Here is a 21,507-nt window from a genome sequence, read left to right on the forward strand (position 1 = left end):
GGCGTTCAGAGTGTGGGGGTGTTCGGGGCCGAGGATCCGTTCACGGTCGGCGAGGACCTGCTCGAAGATAGTGACCGCGTCATCGGTGCGGCCCGCCCGCAAGTAGCAGGAGGCGAGGTTGGCGCGGGCGTTCAGAGTGTGGGGGTGTTCGGGGCCGAGGATCCGTTCACGGTCGGCGAGGACCTGCTCGAAGATAGTGACCGCGTCATCGGTGCGGCCCGCCTGCAAGTAGCAGGAGGCGAGGTTGGCGCGGACGGTCAGAGAGTCGGGATGTTCGGGGCCGAGGATCCGTTCACTGTCGGTGAGGGCCTGCTCGAATACGGTGATCGCGCTGCTGAAGTTGCCTTGATGCTCCTGGTAGGTCGCGGCCCTATCCTGCAGATACAGCATCGTTGTGGAGTCGTGGTCAGCGGGCATGCGCTCGGCAAGTGCTCCTACATGCGGTAGCAGCGCCGCCCACAGCGGCCACCCGGCGACATTGTTGATTGGATCGTCCGGCGCCGCATCCGCAAGTAACCTGACCGCCTTATCGCGGACTGTGTCCCCTTTTTCGGCGGTCGTGGCCGCGCTGCGGGTGACAGCCTGGACCAGCCGGTGCACCGTCACCGCACCCGAACGGCGCGTGATCATCGAATACGACGCCAGCACGGCCAGCGCATCACCGACACCACGTGGGTCGTCGGCCAGCGGAGACACCACGGTCTCGGGTAGCTCGTCGGCGCTGAACCAGGCCAGGACCTCCAACACCCTGATCGCGAGCGGGTTCTTGCGCTCGATAGCGGTCATGGTCACCGCCCACACGGCCGCGACCGTGGCCTGGCCGGAGTCTCCCTCGCCAGGGTCACCGGCGGCCCGGTCGAACTCCTCGGCCAGCAACTGGATGTAGTCGTCGAAGGTCATCCCCTCGTGCTGGCTGACATACGCGGCAGCCTGGCGTAACCCCAGCGGCAGATCCCCCAACGCCTGAGCCAGCCGGCCCGCCCCGGCTGCGTCGTCGAGGCCGGTCAACTCACCCAGCATCCGGACGCTGGCCGCCCGATCGAGTACCTCCAGTTGCAGCGTCTTCAGGCCCAGCCGCCGCCACTGGGCACCCAGATTCCGGCGCGTGGTCACCAGCACCTGCCCGCGCCCGGCCACCACGCCGAGCAGATCAGCGATGTCGGCGAGGTCTTCGACGTTGTCGAGCACCAACAACCAGCCGAAGTGCGACTGCAACCAGCCCAACGCCCATGTCTGCGCATCCGCCAAAGTCGCCACCGGATGCAACCGCGCCGTCAACGCCGACAACCCCAACCCGACCGCCTGCCGATTCTCGGCCGTGACCCACCACACCAACCGATACCGGCTCAGAAACGCCCGCGCGTACTGGTTGGCCAACTCGCTCTTACCGATCCCGCCCAGCCCGTGCACCGCTGCCTGACCCACCACAACGCCCGCGCCCGTGTCGCCGAACAGGCCAGCGAGCTCGGCAACACTCCGGCCCTCGAACACCGCCGACGCCAGCGGTAGATTGTGCGGCACCCCGTCGCCATCGCCGCCACCGAGTGTCTGCGGTGGCGGCAGCGTCGCAGGGTCAACATCAACGTTGATTTGTGTGTTGCCGGAGCCGACCTGAAAGCCGCTGCTGCCGGCGACCTCGGCGCGGTAGGTGGCGTCGGCCGGTTCGGGTCCAGTCGGGCCGGTGCTCATTGGCCGGGCGGCCTGGTCACGTTCGTCTGCGTGTTGTGCGAGCCGATCTGAAAGCCGCTGCTGGAGGTCACCGTGACCGTGTACTGGTCACCACCGGCGCCGGCCTCTCGCACCATCGCCGTCAGCTCAGCCACCAACTGCGGATCAGCCGTCAATGCCTTCAACACCTGCGCCCGCAACAGCGCCAGCGACGCCTCGTCCGCCGGATCCGGCACCAACTCCTGTACCGCCTCAGCGACCTGTGGCCCACGGCCCGAGGCGAACAACCGGCCCAGCAGACGCGTTCCCCACCCCACCGTAGCGTCCGCGCCGCCGTCCACCGCCGCATCCGTGACCCGCTGCACCACCGCACCGCCGTACGCCGCCACCGCCGCCGACGCATACGGCACCACCGCCGCCGACAACCCAACAAGATCCACTGCAGTCACCATCCCAACGCGCAGAGTTACCACGGTAGGTGTAGCAGCTCTACACAACCGGCGCACTCTCACGAGCGACCATCCGGGATGCTGCTGAGCAGACGCGAACTGAGACGACGGAGCCCTGAACGACGTAACGCCCGGCCGGCCCCTGCGGGTCGATCGGGCGTTACGCCTGTTGCTGGCGGTGGTGAAGGGATTTGAACCCTTGGAGGGCTTGCACCCTCACACGCTTTCGAGGCGTGCTCCTTAGGCCGCTCGGACACACCACCGCGCAGTAGATTACCGGATGGCTCACCGGGTCCGCCGCCGGGTTACCCACCCGGGCAAAGCGCGAGGTCGTGACACCTCGCCCGGGCCCGCCTGGCAGGATCTCGACCATGAGTGTGCACATCGGCGCGCAGCCGGGCGACATCGCCGAGCGGGTCCTCCTACCGGGTGACCCCATGCGGGCGAAGTGGATCGCCGAGACGTTCCTGACCGATCCCGTCTGTTACACGCAGGTGCGGGGCATGCTGGGTTTCACCGGCACCTGGCAGGGCGTGCGGGTCTCCGTCCAGGGGTCCGGCATGGGCATGCCGTCGGCCTCGATCTACACCCACGAGCTGATCAACGAGTACGGCGCCCGGTCGCTGATCCGGATCGGGTCGTGCGGGGCGCTCGCCATGGATCTGAACCTCGGTGATGTCATCGCCGCGATCGGGTCCGCCACCGACTCGAACATGAACCGGGTGCGGTTCGACGGGCTGGTCGACTACGCGCCGGTGGCGGACTTCACGCTGCTGCGTACCGCGGCCGATGTCGCCGACCGGCGCGGTGTCGCGCTGCGGGTCGGCCCGATCCTGGCCGCGGACGCGTTCTACACCGACCGGCCGGACCTGTACGACACGCTGGCCGACTACGGCGTGCTCGCCGTCGAGATGGAGTCGGCCGCCATCTACACGATCGCGGCCCGGTACGGCGCCAAGGCGCTGACCATCCTGACCGTCAGCGACCACATCAAGCGCGGCGACAAGATGGATTCCGCCCAGCGCGAGCAGGGCTTCTCCGACATGGTGCAGATCGGCCTGGACACCGCCATCGCGTAAGACCGAGACAAGAGCCTAGGACCGGAAGAAGTCCCGGAGCAGCGTGGCGCATTCGTCCTCGAGGATGCCCGCGTAGACCTCGGGCCGGTGGGTCAGCCTGCGGTCCCGGACCACGTCCCAGAGCGAGCCCACCGCGCCCGTCTTCGGCTCCCAGGCGCCGAAGACGAGCCGGGACACCCGGGCCAGCACCAGCGCCCCGGCGCACATCGTGCACGGCTCCAGGGTCACCACGAGGGTGCAGCCGGTCAGCCGCCAGCTTCCGGTCAGGACGGCGGCCCGCCGCAACGCGATGATCTCCGCGTGCGCGGTCGGGTCGCCGGTCAGCTCGCGTTCGTTGCCGGCCGCGGCCAGCTCGGCGCCGTCCGGGCCGTAGACGACCGCACCCACCGGCACGTCCTCCGCCGAGGCGGACGCGACGGACAGGGCCCGTCGCATCCAGGTCTCGTGCTGGGGGCGGAGCATCAGACCTCGCGCAGCTCTTCCAGCTCGTCGCCGCAGCCGAGCTGCTGGCAGATCTCCGCGGTCACGTCGGCCGGGAGCATGCCTTCGAGCCCGCAGAGCGTCAGCAGCCGGTGCGAGCTGACCCCCAGGTCGGCGAGCAGCTCGACGTCGCCCACCGGGTCGGCGTCGGGGTCGGCGGCCGGCCGGTCGTCCTCGTCGTCGTCATCGGCGCTCGGTGCGGCCAGGTCGTCGAGCTCCAGCGCCGGCGTCTCGACGTCGGCGAGCAGCAGTGCGCCGAGCCGCGACTCGTCGGCGAACGCCGAGTCGGAGCAGAACACCCGGACGTCCTCGCCTTCGTCCAGGCGCAGAATCACCAGATACTGGTCGTCGGCCTCGACGAACAACAGCGACAACTCGGCGTCCGGCTCGGCGTCACGCAGCCGGTCCACCACCTCGTCGAGGTCGGCGACGCCGGTGAGCTGGAGCTCGGATGCCGTCCAGCCGTTCTTGCCCCGGGCGACGGCGGCAGCGAAAGTCGACACGAATCCCCCCACGAAACCTGCGGTCCTCAGCGCCTGACGGTAGCCGGTGGTGCGCCGCTGATGCCGCGCCACGCCCCGAAGGGAGTAGCTATGTAACGAACTTGCATGGGTTTTCCGCCGCGGGTGAGCTCAGTTGGCGTGGCGGCGTCGATTCGCGATCAGTTCGCGGAGCCGGGCGCCGCGCAGGCGTTGCGGCTGGCTGTGCTCGCGGGCGGACTTGGCATCGGCCAGTGCGGCCAGAAGCTCCAGTCGGCGACGGCGACGATCGGGGTCGAGCCGTTGCGGTACGTGGGCCATGAGGCCGAGCGTGCCCAGCCGCGCGACGTTCGTCAAGGCCGAGTGCGCTGCGCCACCACAGGGGCACGGTTCGTCGATGACAAGGGGGTGCAGAGCTGGACATTCACCACAGCGGCCAGTCGTTCGTGGAGATCCACCGGGCTGTCACAAAACCCCCGGCGATCGACAGGCCGATGCCCGCCGCGAGGCCCACGCCGGTCGCGACGCCACGATCGCCCAGCACCGCCAGCACGATGGCGACCGCCCAGGCCGAGACGGCGGCGGTAACCGTCCACCACGCGTAGCCGGCCAGGTCGCGGCCGAGGCTGCCGAAGAGGGCGAACCAGACCAGCGTCGCGCCCACGCCGGAGAGCAGCGGGGCGACCGCGATCGGGTGTGGCTCGCGGTAGACCGGCCGCGGGGGCAGGCCGGCGGGCGCGGACGGACGGTCGGGCAGCCAGCCGGCGGGTGGCTGCGCCGCTGCGGGCCAGGCCCCGTGCTGTTCGGCCATGTCGCCTCCATCCGGCGGGGTCGGACGATCCCCGGCCAGCCTATCCACCCCCGCTGGGTCAGCGGGAACTGTTGGCGTCTGCCAGGATGGCCCGGTGCTTTCCCTGCGTACCCTCTCGGTCCTGACCGTCGCGGCGTTCTCGCTCGCGGCCTGCGGCTCGCCGGGCGACGCGCCCACGACCACCAGCGCGCCGCAGTTCCTGGAGCCGTCGCGGACGGCGTCGGCTGTTCCCACGCCGGACCCGGCCGGCACCCCGGAGAAGGCGCCGGCGGGCACGGTGACGTCCTCGGCCACCCCGAAGAAGACGCCCAGCAAGGCGCCCGCGACGGCGCCGGCCGGGCTGAAGTACGCCTTCCCGGTCAAGGCGTCCAACGTGGCCTTCCACCCCACGCACGCGAAGTATCCGGCGACGGACATCTTCGCCGACTGCGGCGAGACCGTGGTGGCGACGACCAGCGGCGTGGTGCTCGAGGTCAGCCGCAAGGACCAGTACGTGAAGGGTGCGCCGGACGGCCCGCTCAACGGCGGCCTGTCGGTGTCGATCCTCGGCGACGACGGCGTGCGCTACTACGGCTCGCACCTCAGCAAGGTGCAGACCGGGATCAAGGCCGGTGTCCGGGTCAAGACCGGCCAGCAGCTCGGCAAGGTCGGCCGCACCGGCAACGCCAACAACGTGTGCCACCTGCACTACGGCATCTCCCCGCCGTGCGCCAAGACCGGCGACTGGAAGGTTCGCCGCGGCGTGGTGTGGCCGGCGACCTTCCTCAAGTCCTGGCGGGCGAAGGGCAACAAGAGCCCGGTCGCCACGGTCGCGAAGTGGAAGAAGTCGCACAACTGCAAGGCCTGACGCACAGCACAGGGCCGCATCCCTCGCCCAAGAGATGCGGCCCCGCCGTGCGGATAAAGCTTTCTGGGATCGGCTCAGCCGAACTGCGCGAAGCGTTTCTGTGACCGCCCGCCGATCGTGGTGAAGGCGCCACCCACGGCGAGCGCGCCGAGGCCGGGTTGCACGGCCATGGCCAGCACGCCGTCGACGCCGTTCGCGTCGGCGGTCCAGTCGCGCAGGTGGCCGTCGGTGGTGGCGAGGGCGGCGAGCTTGATGCGGTCGTCGGAGCCGTCCAGGCAGGTGCCCTGACTTCCGGTACGCGCGGTCCGGCACGCCCGGTCGAAGTGCCCGCCGACGTAGACGGTGTCGCCCAGCACGCCGATCGCCTGGGCGTTGCCGTCGAAGGTGGCCGTCCACCGCTTGACCCCGGTGGTGCTGTAGCTGCTGGCCGCGCCGCCCTGGCCGCCGTGCGCGGTGTAGACGCCGGTCGAGGTGACCGCCACCGCGAAGGTGATCACCGGCGGCTTCGGCTTGAAACTGGTGACGATCGCGGCCGAGGACGGGTCCAGCGCCACCAGCCGGTCGTACCCGCTCGTGCCGTTGACCTTGTGGAACTTGCCGCCGGCGTAGACCCGGCCGCCGCCGGTGGCCAGCGCCTCGACCTGGTCGTCCGCAGTCGGCTTCCACCTGGTGTCCAGAGCCCCGGTGGTCAGGCTGAAGGCGGCCAGCCGGGTACGGCTCTGCCCGTTGACCTTGGTGATCGAGCCACCGAGGTAGAGCCGGCTTCCGGTGGTGGCCAGCGCGTACGGGCGGCCCTCGATGGTGTGCTTGAAGGTGCCGGCGACGGCGCCACTGCGTCCGTCGAGCCGGGCCAGGCTGTCGCGGCGCTGGCCACCGACTGTGCCGAAGTCCCCGCCGACGTACACGGCCGAGCCGCTGGTGGCGATCGCCTTGACCCGGCCGTCCGCGACGGGTGCCCAGGGCAGCAGCTCACCGGTGACCGCGTTGACCGCGGCGAGCCGGCTGCGCGCGACCGCCTTGCCCTTGACGACGGCGGCGGTGAAGTCGCCGCCGACGTAGACGGTGCTGCCGGAGTACGCGACAGCCAGCACCGTCCCGTTGAAGCTCGGGACGGCGTCCGGTGATTCCGACGGTGCCGCCTGCGCCGGCGCGGCGAGCATGGCGATGGCCGCGCCCACCACGCCGATAAAGGCCAGTTTGTCCGTGTACGTCACATGATCACCGTAAGGGCGGCGATCATCCCCGACCAGTGGCGAAACGGACCAAAACCGACAGGTCCGTACGGCTGATGCCGATCGTGTGCGAGAGTCTGCCGCGTGAACGTCGCAGTCATCGGCCTCGGTCTCATCGGCGGCTCGCTCCTGCGGGCCCTGGCCGCCCACGGCCACCACGTCGTCGGCTACGACGCCGGCCGGCAGACCCGGGAGGCCGCGCGAGGCCTGGCCAAGGCGGCCGAGCTGCCGCCCGCCGCCGATCCGGGCACCCGGACCATCGTCATCAAGGGCGACTGGCAGGTGGCCGAGAGCATCCCGGAAGCCGTCGAGGACGCCGAGCTGGTCGTGCTGGCCGTGCCGCTCCCGGCGCTGCCCGGCGTGCTGGCCGAGCTGGCCGGCCACCCCGGTCTGATCACCGACGTCACCTCGGTCAAGGGTCCGGTGCGCGACCTGCTCCGCGGCCGCCGGTTCGTCGGCGGGCACCCGATGGCCGGCAAGGAGTCGTCCGGCTTCCTCGCCTCCGACCCCGACCTGTTCGACGGCTGCGCCTGGGTGCTCTGCCTGGAGGAGGACGGCATCGACCTGGCCGACTGGCTGACGCTGGCCCGCCTCTGCACCACGCTGGGCGCCCGCGTCGTGCCCGTCACCGCCGCCGAGCACGACCGGACGGTCGCCGAGATCAGCCACGTGCCGCACCTGCTGGCCGCCGCGCTGAGCACGGTGCTGGCCGGCAATCCGCTGGCGGGCACGCTGGCCGCCGGCTCGTTCCGGGACGGCACCCGGGTGGCCGGCACCCGGCCGGACCTCATCGCGGCCATGTGCGGCGGCAATGCTCCGGCCGTCCAGGAGGTGCTGGACGGGATGATCGCCGAGTTGCAGAGCTACGGCCGGGAGCTGGCCGCGCCGGATCCGATCGCGGCCCTCACCGAGCGGCTGCGGGTGCCGAGCGACCTCCGCCGGGCCTGGCCCGCGGCCCCTGGCGAGACGGCGGAGCTGGCAGCCGAGCCGGGCCCGCTGCTCGCGCTGGGCCGGGCCGGGGGCTGGGTGACGGCCGTACGCGACGACAATGTCTCGACAATGCGGCCAGGAAGTGACCGCAATAGTTCCTAGGCTCAGGCGGTAAGCCGGACAACGGAACAGGAGACAGGTCATGCCTGGTCAGGTCGGAGCCATTGCCAACGAGCAGGAGGGCCTGCTCGCGTACCTCGCCCAGATGCGGTACGTCATCAGGCTGACCGCGTACGGCCTCAGCCCCGAGCAGTTGCGCGCCACGCCCACGGCCAGCCCGCTCACCGTCGGCGGCCTGATCAAGCACTGTGCGTCCATCGAGGAGGGCTGGATCGACGTCGTCCGCCGTGAGCCCCGCGAGCTGGACTACACCGCGTACGAGGAGAACTTCGCGCTCAGCGACGGCGAGACGATCGACGAGGTCTTCGCCCGGTACGACCGGATCGCCGCCCGCACCGAAAAGACCGTCGCGGAGATCGGCGACCTCGACCGGGCCGTGCCGGTCGACCACTCCGTGCCGTGGAACCCCAAGGACCTGGACAACTGGTCGGTGCGCTGGGTGTTGCTGCACCTCATCCAGGAGACGGCCCGGCACGCGGGGCACGCCGACATCATCCGGGAGTCGGTGGACGGCGGGACCGCGTACCCGATCATGGCCGCCGCCGAGGGCTGGCCGGAGTCGCCCTGGATGAAGCCCTGGCAGCCCGCCGCCTAGGGCCGCTCGCCGCGGTCGAGGCGGATCACCCGGCGGTCCGTCACGATCGCGGTCACCAGGTCGTACGGGGTGACGTCGAACGCCGGGTTGACCGCGGCCGCATAGTCGGTGACCTCGGCCGCGCCCCGGTCCTCGATCTCCACCGCGGCACCGTCCGGGGTGTCCAGGTCCACAGTCGACTCCGGGGCGACCACGACAAACGGCAGGCCGGCCCGGCGGGCGCCGAGCGCGTGCGCGTAGCTGCCGACCTTGTTGATCACGTCGCCGTTCGCGCAGATCCGGTCCGCGCCCAGGATCACCGCGTCGGCCTCGCCGCGGGCCAGCAGGAACGGTCCGGCCGAGTCCACCGCGACGCGGAAGTCGATGCCGGCCTCCCGCAGCTCCCACGCGGTCAGCCGGGCCCCCTGCAACAACGGCCGGGTCTCACTGGCGATGACCCCGGCCAGGGCGCCCCGGCGGTGCAGCTCGGTCACTACCCCCAGGGCGGTGCCGCCGGTCACCGCGGCCAGCCCACCGGTGTTGCAGTGGGTCAGCAGCCGCGGCCGCGCGCCGCACAGCTCGACCATCAGGTCGGCGCCGAGAGCGGCCATCGCGGCCGAGGCGGCGATCTCCTCGTCGCGCACCGCGCACGCCTCGGCCAGCACGGCCGGCGGCCCGGCGGCGAGCCGCGCCGCTGCCCGCCGGGCGCCGCGGGCGAGGTTCACGGCAGTCGGCCGGGCATGCTCCACCAGCTGTACGGCGTCAGCCCGCGCCCGCTCGTCCCCGGCGAACTGCCGCGCTGCCAGTGCCACCCCGAAAGCCCCGGCCACCCCCAGCGCCGGCGCCCCGCGCACCGCCAGCGACCGGATCGCCGCGACCAGCTCGGCGACCGTGGTGAGCCGCAGCACGCGCACCTCACCCGGCAGCGCCGTCTGGTCGATGATCTCGATGGCGTCGTCCACCCAGTCGATCGTCCGCATGGGCGGAGCCTAACCAACCGGCTCAGACCACCGAGCGGTCCGCGATCCGGTCCAGCACGCCGAGCAGGGCGTCCCGGCTCTCGCCGAGCTGCTCCCCGGTCCAGCGCTCCTCGACGGTGACCGTCACGCCGGCGTGCGTGCGCAGTTCCGCCTTCACCGGGGTGCGCTTGGTGATGGTGGCCGCGACGAGCTCCTCGTACGGCAGGAAGCGGAAGCGGGTCGCGAGCTCCTCCACCGGCCCGGACGTCAGCAGGGCGCGCAGCCGGTCCTTGCCGTTGTCGGTCGACTTGGGCGCGGGCACCAGGACCAGGCCCCGGTCCAGCAGCACCAGGTCGGTGTGCAGGCCGTCGACCTTGAGGTTGGCCATCGCGCCGATGATGTCGGAGCCGCTCGCGGTGGCCCGGCGCTCGACGATCGCCGCCGCCTCGACCCGGATGCCGGCCTCGGCCAGCCGGGCCCGGGCCTCCTCGAGCGTGGCCGGCGAGACGGCCAGCTTCGCGATCTCCTCGTAGTCCAGCTCGGCGCCGTGCGCGTCGACCAGCGTGACCGGCTCGGTCCACGAGTGCCGCCAGTACGCCGTGCCGGAACGGACCGCCGCCAGCGTGAACAGCATGTCCATCGCGCCGACGAACTTGCCCGCCGCCTCCTTGCGGGTGGCGTTCGGGTAGAACTCCTCGGCCAGCTCGCCCAGCCGGCCGGCCGCCACCAGGTCGAAGAGGGTGCCCAGTCCCGGGTCATCGGTGCCGGTGAGCCGGCCCAGCGAGCGGAACACCCGGTCCGCCTTGCGCTGCAGGCCCGCGGTGGTCGCCGCCGCGGTGAACTGCGGCCAGGGCAGCACCTGGCGGCTGCCGATGTCGACGACCTCGCGCTGCAGGGCGATGCCGGCGGTGGTGATCGAGGGCACCAGCATCGCGGCGGGCCGGCCGTCCACCGGATGCGCGACCTGCGGTGCGGTCCGCATGAGGGCGATCCGCTCGGTCTGCGACGGGTGCGTGTCCCAGCGGGACCGGTGCTCCTCGGGCTGGTCGTCGCGCAGCTTGGCGAGCTCCTCGTGCCGGGCCGCGACGAGCCGGCCGAAACCGCCGAAGAAGTCGTCCGGCGCGAAGCCGGCCTCCCAGCCCTGGTTGATGTACCGGTCGAAGTAGAAACCCCAGGCCGCGTCGATCACCGGCAGCTCGCGCAGCGCGGCGACGGCCACGTCGGGACCGGCGACCCGCACCGAGGCCCGGTCGGCGTCCAGCTCCTGCCGGCGCGAGACGGCGTTGTCGACCAGCAGGTAGAGCCGGGCGTAACCCCGGAAGGTCCAGCCCACCGGGTTCCACGGGCCGATCCGGCCGATGGTGTGCCCGATCGCGAGCCGCCCCCGGTACGCGACCGCCCCCAGCCGGGTGTGCTTGCCGGAGTAGTGGCCCAGCTCGTGCGCGACGACCGAGCGCAGCTGATCGACGCTCATCGCCTGCAACAGCGGCATGCCCAGGTACAGCCGGCGCCGGCCGCCGATCAGGCCGAGCAGCTTGGTGTCCTCGCTGACCGCGGCGTTGACCTCGGGCACCAGCCGGATCTCGTCGGGCGTACGGGTGCCCACCTCGTTGGCCAGGTGGTGCACCAGGGCCCAGAGCTCGGGAGCGTCGTGCGGCGCGACGATCAGGCCGTGCAGCGGCTCCGGCTGGGTCCGGATCGCCCGCCACAGCCCGACGCCGGTGGCACCCACCGCGAAGAGCAGGGGCAGGCCGAGTTTGATGCCGACGCCGGCGTTGCCGACAGTCGAGATCCACACCACCAACGCCAGCACGGCGGCGAGCTGGAGCAGGGCGACGACATAAAAACCGAACAGCATGAAGACGGACGCGGCGGCGCGCAGCATGGTGTTTCCTCCCCGTGGCACCGCCCGTCTGCACCGGACGGCGCAGGGAAGATACCGACCTCGATCTTCGCCCGGCAACCCCTTCCGGGCCGGTCCGCGCGCGTCTACCATCCCGTCCGGAGCCGAGGAGGACTCATCGCCATGTGGCCGTTCAAGCGCGCCGGCAGGTCGGCTGCCGTCATCGATCCCTGTCTCGGCGACGGGACCGCCCGGCGGCTCGACGAGGCGGCCGGCCGCGGCGACTGGTCCACCGTCTCGGCCGTGCTGACCCCCGTCGTGGATCAGGACCTGCGTGCCTTCTACGTCGGGGTGCTGGCCGACCGCAGTGGACCGCAGCCGTGGATCGGCAAGTGGCTCGCCGCTGAACCGGAATCCGCACTGCCGTATCTGGTCAAGGGCGCGCACGCGGTCCAGTGGGCGTGGGAGGCGCGCGGCAGCGGCACGGCGAGCACGGTCTCCGAGGAGCAGTTCGCCGCGTTCTTCCGCCGTCTCAAGATCGCCGAGGACAGCCTGGACGAGGCGGTGAGCCGGGACCCGGCGGACGCCACCGCCTGGGCCGAGCTGATCACCACGGCACTCGGCCGCCAGCTCGGGCTCGACGAGGCGGAACGGCGTTTCAAGGAGGTCGTCGCCCGGCACCGCTGGCACCGGGCCGCACACGCCCGGATGCTCCAGCAGAAGTGCGCCAAGTGGGGCGGCAGCGACGAACTGGCGCTGACGTTCGCCCGCGACACCGTCGACCTGATGCCGGCCGGCTGCTCGCTCGGCTCGATGGTGGCGGTGGCGCACTTCGAGGCGGCCCTGCAGGCCGACGGCAGCACCGAGGACTACCTGTCCCGGCCGGAGGTGCGCGCGGAAGTGCACGCGGCCGCCGACAAGTCCGTCCGGCACCCGGATTTCCGCCGCATCCCGGGGCACCAGACCGCCGACGGCTGGTTCGCCCTGGTCTTCCACCTGGCGGGCGACCACGCGGCGGCGGCGGAGCGTTTCGACGCCATCGGCGACCTGCCGACCGAGCTGCCGTGGGGCTACTACCGCGACGCCGGACGGGCCTACACCCGCTACCGCGCCAAGGCTTACCGAGCAGCCGGCCGCCCCTGAGACCTAGTCTGGCGCCATGGCATCTCGTGATCCAGTCGCTGACCTGCGGCGTATCGCCTTCCTGCTGGAACGGGCGAACGAGGCGACGTACCGGGTGAAGGCGTTCCGGTCCGCGGCCGCGACGGTCGCCGCCCTGCCCGCCGCGGAGCTGGCCGAGCGGGTCGCCGCCGGCACGCTGTCGAAGCTGTCCGGCGTCGGCGACGTCACCGCCAGGTGCGTCGCCGAGTCGCTGAACGGCGAGGAACCGGCCTACCTCCGGCGACTGGCGACCACCGAGGGCACGGATCTGCAGGGCGCCGCGGCGGCGCTGCGCGAGGCCCTGCGCGGGGACTGCCACGCCCATTCGGACTGGTCCGACGGTGGCTCCCCGATCGAGGAGATGGCGCTGGCCGCGGTCGAGCTCGGCCACGAGTATCTGGTCCTCACCGACCACTCGCCCCGGTTGACCGTGGCCCGCGGGCTGACCGCCGCGCGGTTGCGACGCCAGCTCGACCACGTGGCCAAGCTGAACGACGCGCTGCCCGACGGCTTCCGGATCCTCACCGGCATCGAGGTGGACATCCTGGCCGACGGCTCGCTGGACCAGGAGGACGAGCTGCTGGCCCGCCTCGACGTGGTCGTCGGTTCGGTGCACAGCAATCTGCGCGACGACTCGGCGAAGATGACCCGCCGGATGCTGGCGGCGATCGAGAACCCGCACCTGGACATCCTGGGCCACCTGACCGGCCGCAAGGTGGCTGCGGCCGGCGCCGGCGACAAGGGGCACCGGGCCGGGCGGACCCGCCCGCCGAGCGACTTCGACGTCAAGAAGGTGCTGGCCGCGTGCGTCGAGCACGGCAAGGCGGTGGAGATCAACTCGCGGCCGGACCGGCTCGACCCGCCCAAGCGGATGCTGACCGTGGCGGTGGAGGCGGGCTGCCTGTTCAGCATCGACACCGACGCGCACGCGCCCGGCCAGCTCGACTGGCAACGGTACGGCTGTGAGCGCGCGGCGCTGTGCGGCGTACCGGTGGACCGGGTGGTGAATGCGTGGCCGGCCGACCGCCTGCTGGAGTGGACCGCCGGCCACTCCGGCGGTAATTAGGGGACGCGCCGCGCCGGTGGCTCCCGTAGGGTCGGCGCGTGGGACAGATTGATGACCTCGCCAACAATTACGTCGACGAATGGGCTCCGCTCAACCCGACCGGCGCCACCTTCATCGGCGTGGCCGGCCACGACGCCGAGCTCGACGATCTCTCGCCGGACGGCTTCGCGGCCCAGGCCGAGCTGACCCGGAGCACGCTGGCCCGGCTGGACCCGCTGGAGCCGGCGACCGAGTCCGAGCACGTGGCCAAGGACGCGATGCAGGAGCGTCTGGGTCTCGAGCTGGCCCGCTACGACGCCGGTGACGTAGCCAGCGACCTCAACGTCATCTCCAGCCCCTTGCACGGGCTGCGGATGGTGTTCGACCTGATGCCGACCCAGGGCGAGGAGGCGCTGGCGAACATCTCGGCCCGCCTGGCCGGCTTCCCCCGGGCGCTGGAGCAGTACAAGCGGACCCTGCTCGAGGAGGCCGCGCGGGGCAACGTCAGCGCGCGGGTGCAGATGGTCGAGGTCGCCGAGCAGTGCGACGCCTGGACGGACCCGGCCCGGGACAACTTCTTCCACCGGCTGACCGACGGGCTCGGCGCCGACGGCACGCTCGGGGCGGAGCTGCAGCGCAACGCCGCGGCCGCCACCGCCGCCACGGCCGGTTTCGGGGAGTTCCTGCGCACCGAGCTCGCCCCGCACGGCCGGGACAAGGAGGCGGCCGGGCCGGAGCGCTACGCCCGCGCGTCGCAGTACTTCCTGGGTGCGCGGGTGGACCAGGAGGAGACGTACGCCTGGGGCTTCGAGGAACTGGCCCGGCTGGAGCGCGAGATGCGCGTGGTCGCGGGGGAGATCGCCGGCTCCGGCGCGAGCGTCGACGAGGCGGTGGCGGTGCTGGACGCCGACCCGGCCCGGCGCATCCCCGGCAAGGAGGCCTTCCGCGACTGGATGCAGGCGCTGGCCGACAAGGCGGTGTCGGCGCTCGACGGCACCCACTTCGACATCCCCGAGCCGGTCCGGGCCATCGAGTGCTGCCTGGCCCCGACCAGTGACGGCGGCATCTACTACACCGGGCCCAGCGAGGACTTCAGCCGGCCCGGGCGGATGTGGTGGGCGGTGCCGGAGGGCATGACCGAGTTCTCCACCTGGCGGGAGGTGACCACCGTCTACCACGAGGGCGTGCCGGGTCATCACCTGCAGATCGGCCAGACGATCTACCGCGCCGAGCTGCTCAACCGCTGGCAGCGGCTGCTCTGCTTCTGCTCCGGGCACGCCGAGGGCTGGGCCCTGTACGCCGAGCGCCTGATGGACGACCTCGGTTACCTGGCCGACCCGGGTGACCGGCTGGGCATGCTCGACGGCCAGGCGCTGCGGGCCAGCCGGGTGATCGTGGACATCGGCATGCACCTGGAGCTGGAGATCCCGCGCGACAACCCGTTCGGCTTCCACCCCGGTGAGCGCTGGACGCCCGAGCTGGGCTGGGAGTTCCTGCGGGCGCACACCCGGATGAACTCCGAGGTGCTGCGCTTCGAGTGGAAGCGGTACCTGGGCTGGCCGGGGCAGGCGCCGTCGTACAAGGTCGGCGAGCGGATCTGGCTGCAGGCCCGCGAGGACGCGAAGGCCCGCAAGGGCGCCGACTTCGACCTCAAGGTCTTCCACCGGCAGGCGCTCGATCTCGGCGCTCTGGGCCTGGATCCGCTCCGGAAGGCGCTGGCCCGCCTCTGAGCGCTTGATCCACACCAGCCAGAACGGCCCGCCCGGCCTTCCGCCGGGCGGGCTTTCTCATGAAATCGTCCGCATCGCGAGACGGACACTGTGTCCGTCTCGCTACTCTCCGTATCATTTTAGCGCTACGTAAGGTGTTCGTTACCGAACGGAGACAATGCGGGACGGCCCCACCGGCTTCCATTGTGGAACGCTTTCCTGGCTACCCAGCAAGCGCCGGACGACCCTGCGAAGTTCGTTCGCCGCGCTGTGAACGGCAACCCCCGAGCATTCTTTTCTATCCGTCCCGGTGCTGGCAGAGGCCGGTTTTCGCGCTGCGGTACAACCACCGCGCCCCCCAGGCGTATCCCCCGATCAGCCGAGCCAACTCTGACCCTTGGAAAGGGGTCGCATGATTATTTCTCGGATAGATTGACCCGGATCGGTGCGCCCGCTTGGCTACGGAGGGTAGCCGCCAAAACGGTCTATCGCGGATGCATGGCGGAGGAATTGGCAATGTCAGTCTCGGTGGACAACCGGCGAACCCGTACGCGCTCAGCGCTCGCGGCTGTTTTGACGGTCTTGATTCTTGTCCCGGCGGCGATCCTGTTCGCCAGCGTGTGGGGCACCATCTCCGACAAGCGCGACGACACGCGGCTGGAGAAGCAGGGCGTGGAGTACATCTCCGCCCTCGCTCCCCTGGTGAGCTCGCTGGCCGAGGCGCAGTCCTCGGCGCTGGCCGGCGTCACGGCCGCCCCCGGCTCGCTGAGCGCCGCGGTCAACGGCGTCGCGGCGGTGGACCAGCGCCTGGGTGACGAGCTGAGCACCCGGGACCGCTGGACCGGCCTCAGGCAGCGGATCGACCAGCTCGGCAAGGTCACCGGCGGCCCGGTCGCGGTGTTCCAGGCGCACGTCGAGGTCACCGACCTCACCCTGGAGCTCTACGACACCGTGCGGGACAACGCCGAGCTGGCCCGGGATCCGGACAACGACATCTCGCACCTGCAGGAGGCCGTCGCGGTCGACCTGCCGGAATCCGTCGTGCAGGTCAGCCGGATGGGAGACCTCAGCCAGCTGGTCGCCCGCGCCGACGAGAAGTCCCGCGCGCAGATCGTTCCGCAGTTCGGTGCGGCCGTGCAGGCCGTGGACTCCTCGGTCAACGAACTCACCGACAACTTGCAGGCCGCGGTCGACGACACCAGCAGCGTCTCGCTGAGCGGCAACCTGGTCAACGGCCTGGACTCGTTCCGCCGCGGGGTGGAGTCGCTGACCCGCGGCGCCAACCCGGGCGGCGCCCCGAACGCGGCCACCATGGCGACCGCGCAGAGCCAGCTGCAGACCTCGCTGGCCAACCTCTCCGGCATCGTGACCCGGGAGATGACCGCCCTGCTCGACGACCGGCTGGACAGCCTCGACAACGACATGATCGTGGCACTGGCCTCGGCCGCCGCCGCCGTCCTGCTGGTCGCCGCGGCCATGATGGTGCCGCTCACCGGCCGGGGCCAGCGGCTCTTCCCGTCGGCCCCCGACTCGGGTCCCCGCGACCTGAACGTGGGACCGACCGGACCGGAGACCGACCGTACCGAAGCCGGGCACCGCGCACCGGCGTACGGCGAGGTCAACCCCACACGGCGGGAGCGATCCGGTGCTCTTCGGTAAGCTCCGCATCCTCGGCAAGCTGACGCTGCTGGTCCTGGTCCCGCTCCTCGGGGTCGTCCTGCTCGCGCTGCCGATCGTCGCCAACCGCATCGACGTGGCCGGCAAGGCCCAGGACACCGCCGACACGGTCCTGCTCGCCACCCGGGTCGGCTCGGCCGTCCAGGAGCTGTCCGAGGAGCGCCTGCTCTCGGTGGGCTTCCTGTTCGGCCTGGTCGGCCAGCCGCAGCTGGTCGTGCAGAGCGCCGAGTCGACCGACCGCATCCTCGCCCTCAAGCGTCTCGACCAGCCGCTCACCCCGCAGCTGACCCGGGCCGTGGACGCGGTCAAGCGGCTCGAGGGCACCCGGGCCAACATCCTGAACCGGACCATCCGCCCGGACCAGATCTCCGCCGAGTTCACCGCCGTGATCACCCCGATCCTGGACGGGCTCGACCTGCAGCGCGCGGCCGACCTCACGACCGCCACCGGCCGCCAGGTGTTCGCGCTGGACCAGGCGCTGCGCAGTGACGACCTGATCAGCCAGGCGTCCAGCCAGCTGACCGCGGCCGTGGCGACCCAGAACGCCGGACTGACCAACCTGTTCTCGTCCACCCTGCTGCAGCTGCAGTTCATCATCGGTGGCGCCCAGGCGTACTTCACCCCCGACCAGTACAAGCTGTACACGGGGGCCCAGCAGGCGTTCTCGGCCCGCGTGGGTGACCAGTTCTTCGCCCGGGCGGCCACCGACCCCGCCTCGGCGGTCAAGCTGCTCAAGCCCGACACGCTGTACCCGTCGCTGCTGTCCGTCATCGTGCTCGGCGGCTTCGTCGAGAAGCGGATCGCCGCGGACGTGGACGCCGCCGTGGCCGACGACCGGGAGGCCGCCCTGCGCACAGCCGGCCTGGTCGGTGGCGGCGCGGTGCTCCTGCTGCTCATCGTGATCGCGCTGTCGCTGCTGATGGCCCGCGCGGTCGCCCGGCCGCTGCGCCGCCTGACCGGCTCCGCCGAGCGCATCGCCCGCGCCGCCGAGGCCGAACTCGAGCGGGTCGCCGACGACGAGGCCGAGTTGGCCCGCCCGATCCGGCTCGACGCCGTCGACGTGCAGGCCAGGGACGAGATCGGTGACCTGGCCCGCGCCTTCGACCGGGTGCAGAACACCGCCGCCCGGCTGGTGGAACGGCAGGTGCTGGGCCGTCGCAACGTCGCCCAGATGTTCGGTCACGTCGGTCGCCGTACCCAAAACCTGGTCGGCCGCCAGCTCGCCCTGATCGACAACCTGGAGCGCCGGGAGACCGACAGCGACCGCCTGCGCGAGCTGTACCGGCTCGACCACATGTCCAGCCGCCTCCGCCGGAACGCGAGCAGCCTGGTCGTGCTCTCCGGTGCCGTCGGCGCGAACGACCACATGGCCCCGCTGTCCCTGTCCGACGTCGTGCGGCTCGCCCTCGGTGAGATCGAGGACTACACCCGCGTGGACGTCGAGGTGCCGGAGGAGATCGTGGTTGTGCCGGCCGTGCTGGCCGACCTGACCCTGCTGCTCGCCGAGCTGATGGAGAACGCGACGTCGTTCTCGCCGCCGCACACCCGCGTCACCGTCACCGCGGCGGAGCTGCGCGGCGGTGCCCGCCTCGCGATCGTCGACCGCGGCCTGGGCCTGGCGCCGGACCGCCTGGCCGAGGAGAACGCCCGGCTGACCCGCCGTGAGCGGCTCGACCTGGCCCCCAGTGAGGTGCTCGGCCTGTTCGTGGTCGGCCGCCTTGCGCGGCGGCACGGCATCGAGGTCACCCTCACCGACACCCCCGAGGGCGGCGTCACCGCCTGGGTCGACCTGGGCCCGGCCCACCTCGTGGCACCCCGCGAGGCCATGCCGCCGATGCAGCCGATCCAGGCCACCGTGCCGAGCAGCCACCACACCGAGTTCGCGCCGCTGATCGCGGGCACGTCGAGCCGGTCGGTGCCGGGCAGCGCCCAGCCGTTCGACCCGAACGTGCTGCACCGCGCCACCAAGACGCTGGAGGCGGGCCGCTCCTGGAACGCCTTCGCCCCGGTCCGCGCCGGCGCCCCGGCGCTGGAGGCCGCCCCGAGCGGCTACGCCGAGCAGCAGGCCCATCAGTCGGCCTACGAGGTGCCGGGTGCCTACGACGCCGGCACGCCGGTGGCCGGTCGCTTCCCCGCGACCGCCCCGGAACTGCCGTCGGCCGGCCGGTACGCCGAGCCGGAGGTGGTGGAGGGACCGATCGTCATGTCGGCGCCGTCCGACGCGATCCAGCTCCCGCGCCAGCGCACCGAGGCGGAGTCGTACCACCGCCCCGAGCCCGAGCCGTTCCAGCAGCCGGCCCAGTTCCAGCAGCCGGCCCAGTTCCAGCAGCCGGCTCAGCCCGTACCGCCGGTGCCGCAGCAGCGCACGAGCCCGGAGGCGCGCAACGGCGCCCCCGTCACCCCGCTGCGCCGCCGCGTGCCCGGCAACCAGCTGCCGATGGAGTCCGGGCCGAAGCTGCCGGTCACCCCGCCGACCTCGGACGACGCCCTCGCCGCCCGCGAGGCGTTCGAGGCCTTCGAGGCGGGCGTGTCCCGCGCCCAGTGGGACGTCATCGAGCAGGACATGTCCTCCCCGCCGGCCGCCGGCCACCCGCCGCTGACCCGCCGGGTACCGGGCGCGACGCTGCCGGTGGGTGACCCGCCGATGAACCCGGTGCCGGCCGCCTCGCCGGCCCAGCCGCTCGACCCGGACGCCGCGCGCGCACTGATGGAACAGTTCGAGTACGGCGTCGCCCGCGCACTGAACGAAACCCAGCCACAACCAGAGGGACAACCGCGATGACTTCCCCCTACTCCACCGAAACCGGCAACGGTCGCGACTACGCCCAGTCCCAGCTGAGCGCCGAGGCGAAGACCTTCAACTGGCTGCTGGACTCGTTCACGTCCGGCACCGCGGGAGTCGTCGAAGCCATCGCCGTCTCGTCCGACGGTCTGCTGATGGCCATGTCCGCGATCAAGGACCGGCCCAACGCCGAGCGCCTCGCGGCGGTCGTGTCCGGTCTGACCAGCCTGGCCGGCGGCGCCGCGAGCTGGTACGCGCTGGGCAGCCTCAACCGGGTCATCATCGACATGGCCGACGGCTACCTGCTGGTCACCGCGATCAGCGCCGGCTCGGTGCTCGGCGTCATCGCGGACCGCACCGCCAACCTGGGCACGCTGGCGTACGAGATGACGCTGTTCGCCACCCGGGCCGGCGGCGCACTCAGCCCGCGGCTCATCGCTGAATTGAAAAACGCCGTCCAGCAATGAGACACCCGGCCGACCCCGACGACCCGGAACACCCGGCGGCGCCAGGTGTCCGGCCGTATCTGCGCAACACGGGCACCGGCGCGCGGTACCAACCGGCACCGCCGTCGGCGCCCCCTCCCGGGCCCCCACCCGGCGAGCAGACCACGTCGCTGCGTCCGTTCGTCCTCACCTCCGGACGCGTCGACGGGCTCGACCCCAACATCGGGCTGGAGACCCAGGTCAGCTCGCACCCGGGCGCGCTGTCCGCGCGTCTGTCGCCCGAGCAGCGGTCGATCGTGCACCTCTGCGGCGAGCCGCTGTCGGTAGCGGAGATCTCCGCCCGGCTCCGGATGCACCTCGGCGTCACCCGGATTCTCGTCGGCGACCTGAGGGCCGCCGGACACCTTGACGTTCACGTGTTGGAGAACGACTTCCCCGACCCCGAGACCATCATGCGAGTGATCCGTGGACTTCGATCCATATCCTGACCGCCGCGTCGTCGGCACGGCACGGGTGCCCAACGGGCCCCAGCGGACCGCACCCCCGGTGCCGGTCAAAATCATCGTGGCCGGCGGCTTCGGCGTGGGCAAGACGACCACCGTGGGCGCCATCTCCGAGATCTCGCCGCTGACCACCGAGGCGGAGATGACCATGGAGGGGGTCGGCGTGGACGACCCGGGCCAGGCGTCCGGCAAGACCACCACGACCATCGCCATGGACTTCGGCTGTGTGACCATCGACCAGACGCTGAAGCTGTACCTGTTCGGCACGCCGGGCCAGACCCGCTTCGCGTTCATGTGGGACGACCTCGTCCGCGGCGCCCTGGGTGCGCTCGTCGTGGTCGATACGACCCGGATCGATGACTGTTATCCCGCGGTGGACTATTTCGAGCGGGCGGGGCTGCCGTTCGTGGTCGGCGTCAACACCTTCAACGGGCAGCTCGGCTACAACCTGGACGAGGTCCGCTGGGCCCTCGCCGTCCGCGATGACGTGCCGATCGTCCAGTTCGATGCCCGCTTCCGGGGGTCGGTGCGGGATGCTCTGCTGGTGGTCCTCGACCAGGCTCTCGACAAGGCCATGAAGATGCGGTCGTAAGGTGGCGGGGCTCACTGTGCGCCGGGTCGCTTCGTAGCCGGTTCCCAAACCGCCCCCGGAA

The 21,507-nt window shown here is 71.6% G+C and carries 21 protein-coding genes and 1 tRNA gene; 12 read left to right on the top strand and 10 right to left on the bottom strand.

The genetic code is table 11. From position 1 onward, the window contains the following. The 3 genes from ACZ6S4_RS40650 to ACZ6S4_RS40660 form a co-directional block, all read right to left on the bottom strand. Window positions 1–1,689: tetratricopeptide repeat protein (locus ACZ6S4_RS40650; protein ID WP_465480006.1), on the bottom strand; the 1,689-nt coding region annotated here is incomplete at its 3' end. Next, window positions 1,686–2,093 carry a hypothetical protein gene (locus ACZ6S4_RS40655; protein WP_465480007.1) on the bottom strand — a complete coding sequence of 136 codons (408 nt, stop codon included), beginning with the start codon at window positions 2,091–2,093 and terminating at the stop codon, window positions 1,686–1,688. The genes ACZ6S4_RS40650 and ACZ6S4_RS40655, both read right to left, overlap by 4 nt. Window positions 2,094–2,290: 197 nt before the next feature. Next, window positions 2,291–2,380 (bottom strand) — tRNA-Ser (locus ACZ6S4_RS40660). Between the two features lie 108 nt (window positions 2,381–2,488). On the opposite strand from ACZ6S4_RS40660, the gene deoD reads away from it, so the two are divergent. After that, window positions 2,489–3,196, top strand: a complete 708-nt coding sequence (gene deoD / locus ACZ6S4_RS40665; RefSeq protein WP_465480008.1) for a purine-nucleoside phosphorylase — start codon at window positions 2,489–2,491, stop codon at window positions 3,194–3,196. 15 nt (window positions 3,197–3,211) lie between these two features. On the opposite strand, the gene ACZ6S4_RS40670 is transcribed toward deoD, so the two are convergent. From ACZ6S4_RS40670 to ACZ6S4_RS40685, 4 genes are all read right to left on the bottom strand, one after another. After that, window positions 3,212–3,658, bottom strand: coding sequence for a nucleoside deaminase (locus ACZ6S4_RS40670; protein WP_465480009.1), 447 nt, complete (start codon window positions 3,656–3,658; stop codon window positions 3,212–3,214). Then, window positions 3,658–4,179 carry a tRNA adenosine deaminase-associated protein gene (locus ACZ6S4_RS40675; RefSeq protein ID WP_465480010.1) on the bottom strand — a complete coding sequence of 174 codons (522 nt, stop codon included), beginning with the start codon at window positions 4,177–4,179 and terminating at the stop codon, window positions 3,658–3,660. The genes ACZ6S4_RS40670 and ACZ6S4_RS40675 overlap by 1 nt, the downstream gene beginning before the upstream one ends. A 129-nt stretch (window positions 4,180–4,308) precedes the next feature. After that, window positions 4,309–4,512 (bottom strand): hypothetical protein, encoded by a 204-nt coding sequence (locus ACZ6S4_RS40680; protein WP_212987928.1) that lies wholly within the window; start codon window positions 4,510–4,512, stop codon window positions 4,309–4,311. 67 nt (window positions 4,513–4,579) lie between these two features. Next, complete coding sequence (locus tag ACZ6S4_RS40685; RefSeq protein WP_465480011.1) at window positions 4,580–4,966, bottom strand: hypothetical protein; 387 nt, start codon at window positions 4,964–4,966, stop codon at window positions 4,580–4,582. A 94-nt stretch (window positions 4,967–5,060) separates the two neighbouring features. Between ACZ6S4_RS40685 and ACZ6S4_RS40690 the strand changes: the two genes are divergently transcribed. Further along, the gene (locus tag ACZ6S4_RS40690; RefSeq protein ID WP_465480012.1) at window positions 5,061–5,813 is read left to right on the top strand and encodes a M23 family metallopeptidase; all 753 of its coding nucleotides are present in this window, start codon (window positions 5,061–5,063) and stop codon (window positions 5,811–5,813) included. Between the two features lie 74 nt (window positions 5,814–5,887). Here the strand turns inward: ACZ6S4_RS40690 and ACZ6S4_RS40695 are convergent, their stop codons facing one another. Further along, complete coding sequence (locus tag ACZ6S4_RS40695) at window positions 5,888–7,027, bottom strand: PQQ-binding-like beta-propeller repeat protein (protein ID WP_465480013.1); 1,140 nt, start codon at window positions 7,025–7,027, stop codon at window positions 5,888–5,890. A gap of 102 nt (window positions 7,028–7,129) precedes the next feature. Here ACZ6S4_RS40695 and ACZ6S4_RS40700 point away from each other — a divergent pair, with 102 nt between their 5' ends. Next, window positions 7,130–8,137 carry a prephenate dehydrogenase gene (locus ACZ6S4_RS40700; protein ID WP_465480014.1) on the top strand — a complete coding sequence of 336 codons (1,008 nt, stop codon included), beginning with the start codon at window positions 7,130–7,132 and terminating at the stop codon, window positions 8,135–8,137. A 40-nt stretch (window positions 8,138–8,177) separates the two neighbouring features. Continuing rightward, window positions 8,178–8,750, top strand: a complete 573-nt coding sequence (locus ACZ6S4_RS40705; protein ID WP_465480015.1) for a DinB family protein — start codon at window positions 8,178–8,180, stop codon at window positions 8,748–8,750. Here the strand turns inward: ACZ6S4_RS40705 and mtnA are convergent. Together mtnA and ACZ6S4_RS40715 are read right to left on the bottom strand one after the other, a co-directional pair. Beyond that, the gene (mtnA, locus tag ACZ6S4_RS40710; RefSeq protein ID WP_465480016.1) at window positions 8,747–9,709 is read right to left on the bottom strand and encodes an S-methyl-5-thioribose-1-phosphate isomerase; all 963 of its coding nucleotides are present in this window, start codon (window positions 9,707–9,709) and stop codon (window positions 8,747–8,749) included. The genes ACZ6S4_RS40705 and mtnA overlap by 4 nt on opposite strands. A 22-nt stretch (window positions 9,710–9,731) precedes the next feature. After that, window positions 9,732–11,573: a M48 family metallopeptidase gene (locus tag ACZ6S4_RS40715; RefSeq protein ID WP_465480017.1), complete on the bottom strand. Its 1,842-nt coding sequence runs from the start codon at window positions 11,571–11,573 to the stop codon at window positions 9,732–9,734. 141 nt (window positions 11,574–11,714) lie between these two features. Between ACZ6S4_RS40715 and ACZ6S4_RS40720 the strand changes: the two genes are divergently transcribed. From ACZ6S4_RS40720 to ACZ6S4_RS40755, 8 genes are all read left to right on the top strand, one after another. Further along, complete coding sequence (locus ACZ6S4_RS40720) at window positions 11,715–12,674, top strand: hypothetical protein (protein ID WP_465480018.1); 960 nt, start codon at window positions 11,715–11,717, stop codon at window positions 12,672–12,674. A gap of 16 nt (window positions 12,675–12,690) precedes the next feature. Next, window positions 12,691–13,758 carry a PHP domain-containing protein gene (locus ACZ6S4_RS40725; protein WP_465480019.1) on the top strand — a complete coding sequence of 356 codons (1,068 nt, stop codon included), beginning with the start codon at window positions 12,691–12,693 and terminating at the stop codon, window positions 13,756–13,758. 38 nt (window positions 13,759–13,796) lie between these two features. After that, window positions 13,797–15,467 carry a DUF885 domain-containing protein gene (locus tag ACZ6S4_RS40730; RefSeq protein WP_465480020.1) on the top strand — a complete coding sequence of 557 codons (1,671 nt, stop codon included), beginning with the start codon at window positions 13,797–13,799 and terminating at the stop codon, window positions 15,465–15,467. Window positions 15,468–16,028: 561 nt separating this feature from the next. Next, the gene (locus tag ACZ6S4_RS40735) at window positions 16,029–17,105 is read left to right on the top strand and encodes a hypothetical protein (RefSeq protein WP_465480021.1); all 1,077 of its coding nucleotides are present in this window, start codon (window positions 16,029–16,031) and stop codon (window positions 17,103–17,105) included. Next, window positions 17,092–19,905, top strand: coding sequence for a sensor histidine kinase (locus tag ACZ6S4_RS40740; RefSeq protein WP_465480022.1), 2,814 nt, complete (start codon window positions 17,092–17,094; stop codon window positions 19,903–19,905). The genes ACZ6S4_RS40735 and ACZ6S4_RS40740 overlap by 14 nt, the downstream gene beginning before the upstream one ends. Next, a complete protein-coding gene (locus ACZ6S4_RS40745; RefSeq protein WP_360546278.1) occupies window positions 19,902–20,372 on the top strand; it encodes a roadblock/LC7 domain-containing protein in 471 nt (156 codons plus the stop codon). Before ACZ6S4_RS40740 ends, ACZ6S4_RS40745 begins: the two co-directional genes overlap by 4 nt. Next, window positions 20,369–20,839: a DUF742 domain-containing protein gene (locus ACZ6S4_RS40750; RefSeq protein WP_465480023.1), complete on the top strand. Its 471-nt coding sequence runs from the start codon at window positions 20,369–20,371 to the stop codon at window positions 20,837–20,839. The genes ACZ6S4_RS40745 and ACZ6S4_RS40750 overlap by 4 nt, the downstream gene beginning before the upstream one ends. Next, window positions 20,817–21,446 (top strand): GTP-binding protein, encoded by a 630-nt coding sequence (locus tag ACZ6S4_RS40755; protein WP_360546282.1) that lies wholly within the window; start codon window positions 20,817–20,819, stop codon window positions 21,444–21,446. The genes ACZ6S4_RS40750 and ACZ6S4_RS40755 overlap by 23 nt, the downstream gene beginning before the upstream one ends. The last annotated feature ends 61 nt before the right edge of the window (window positions 21,447–21,507 follow it).

Source organism: Actinoplanes sp. NPDC051405 (genome assembly GCF_055586185.1).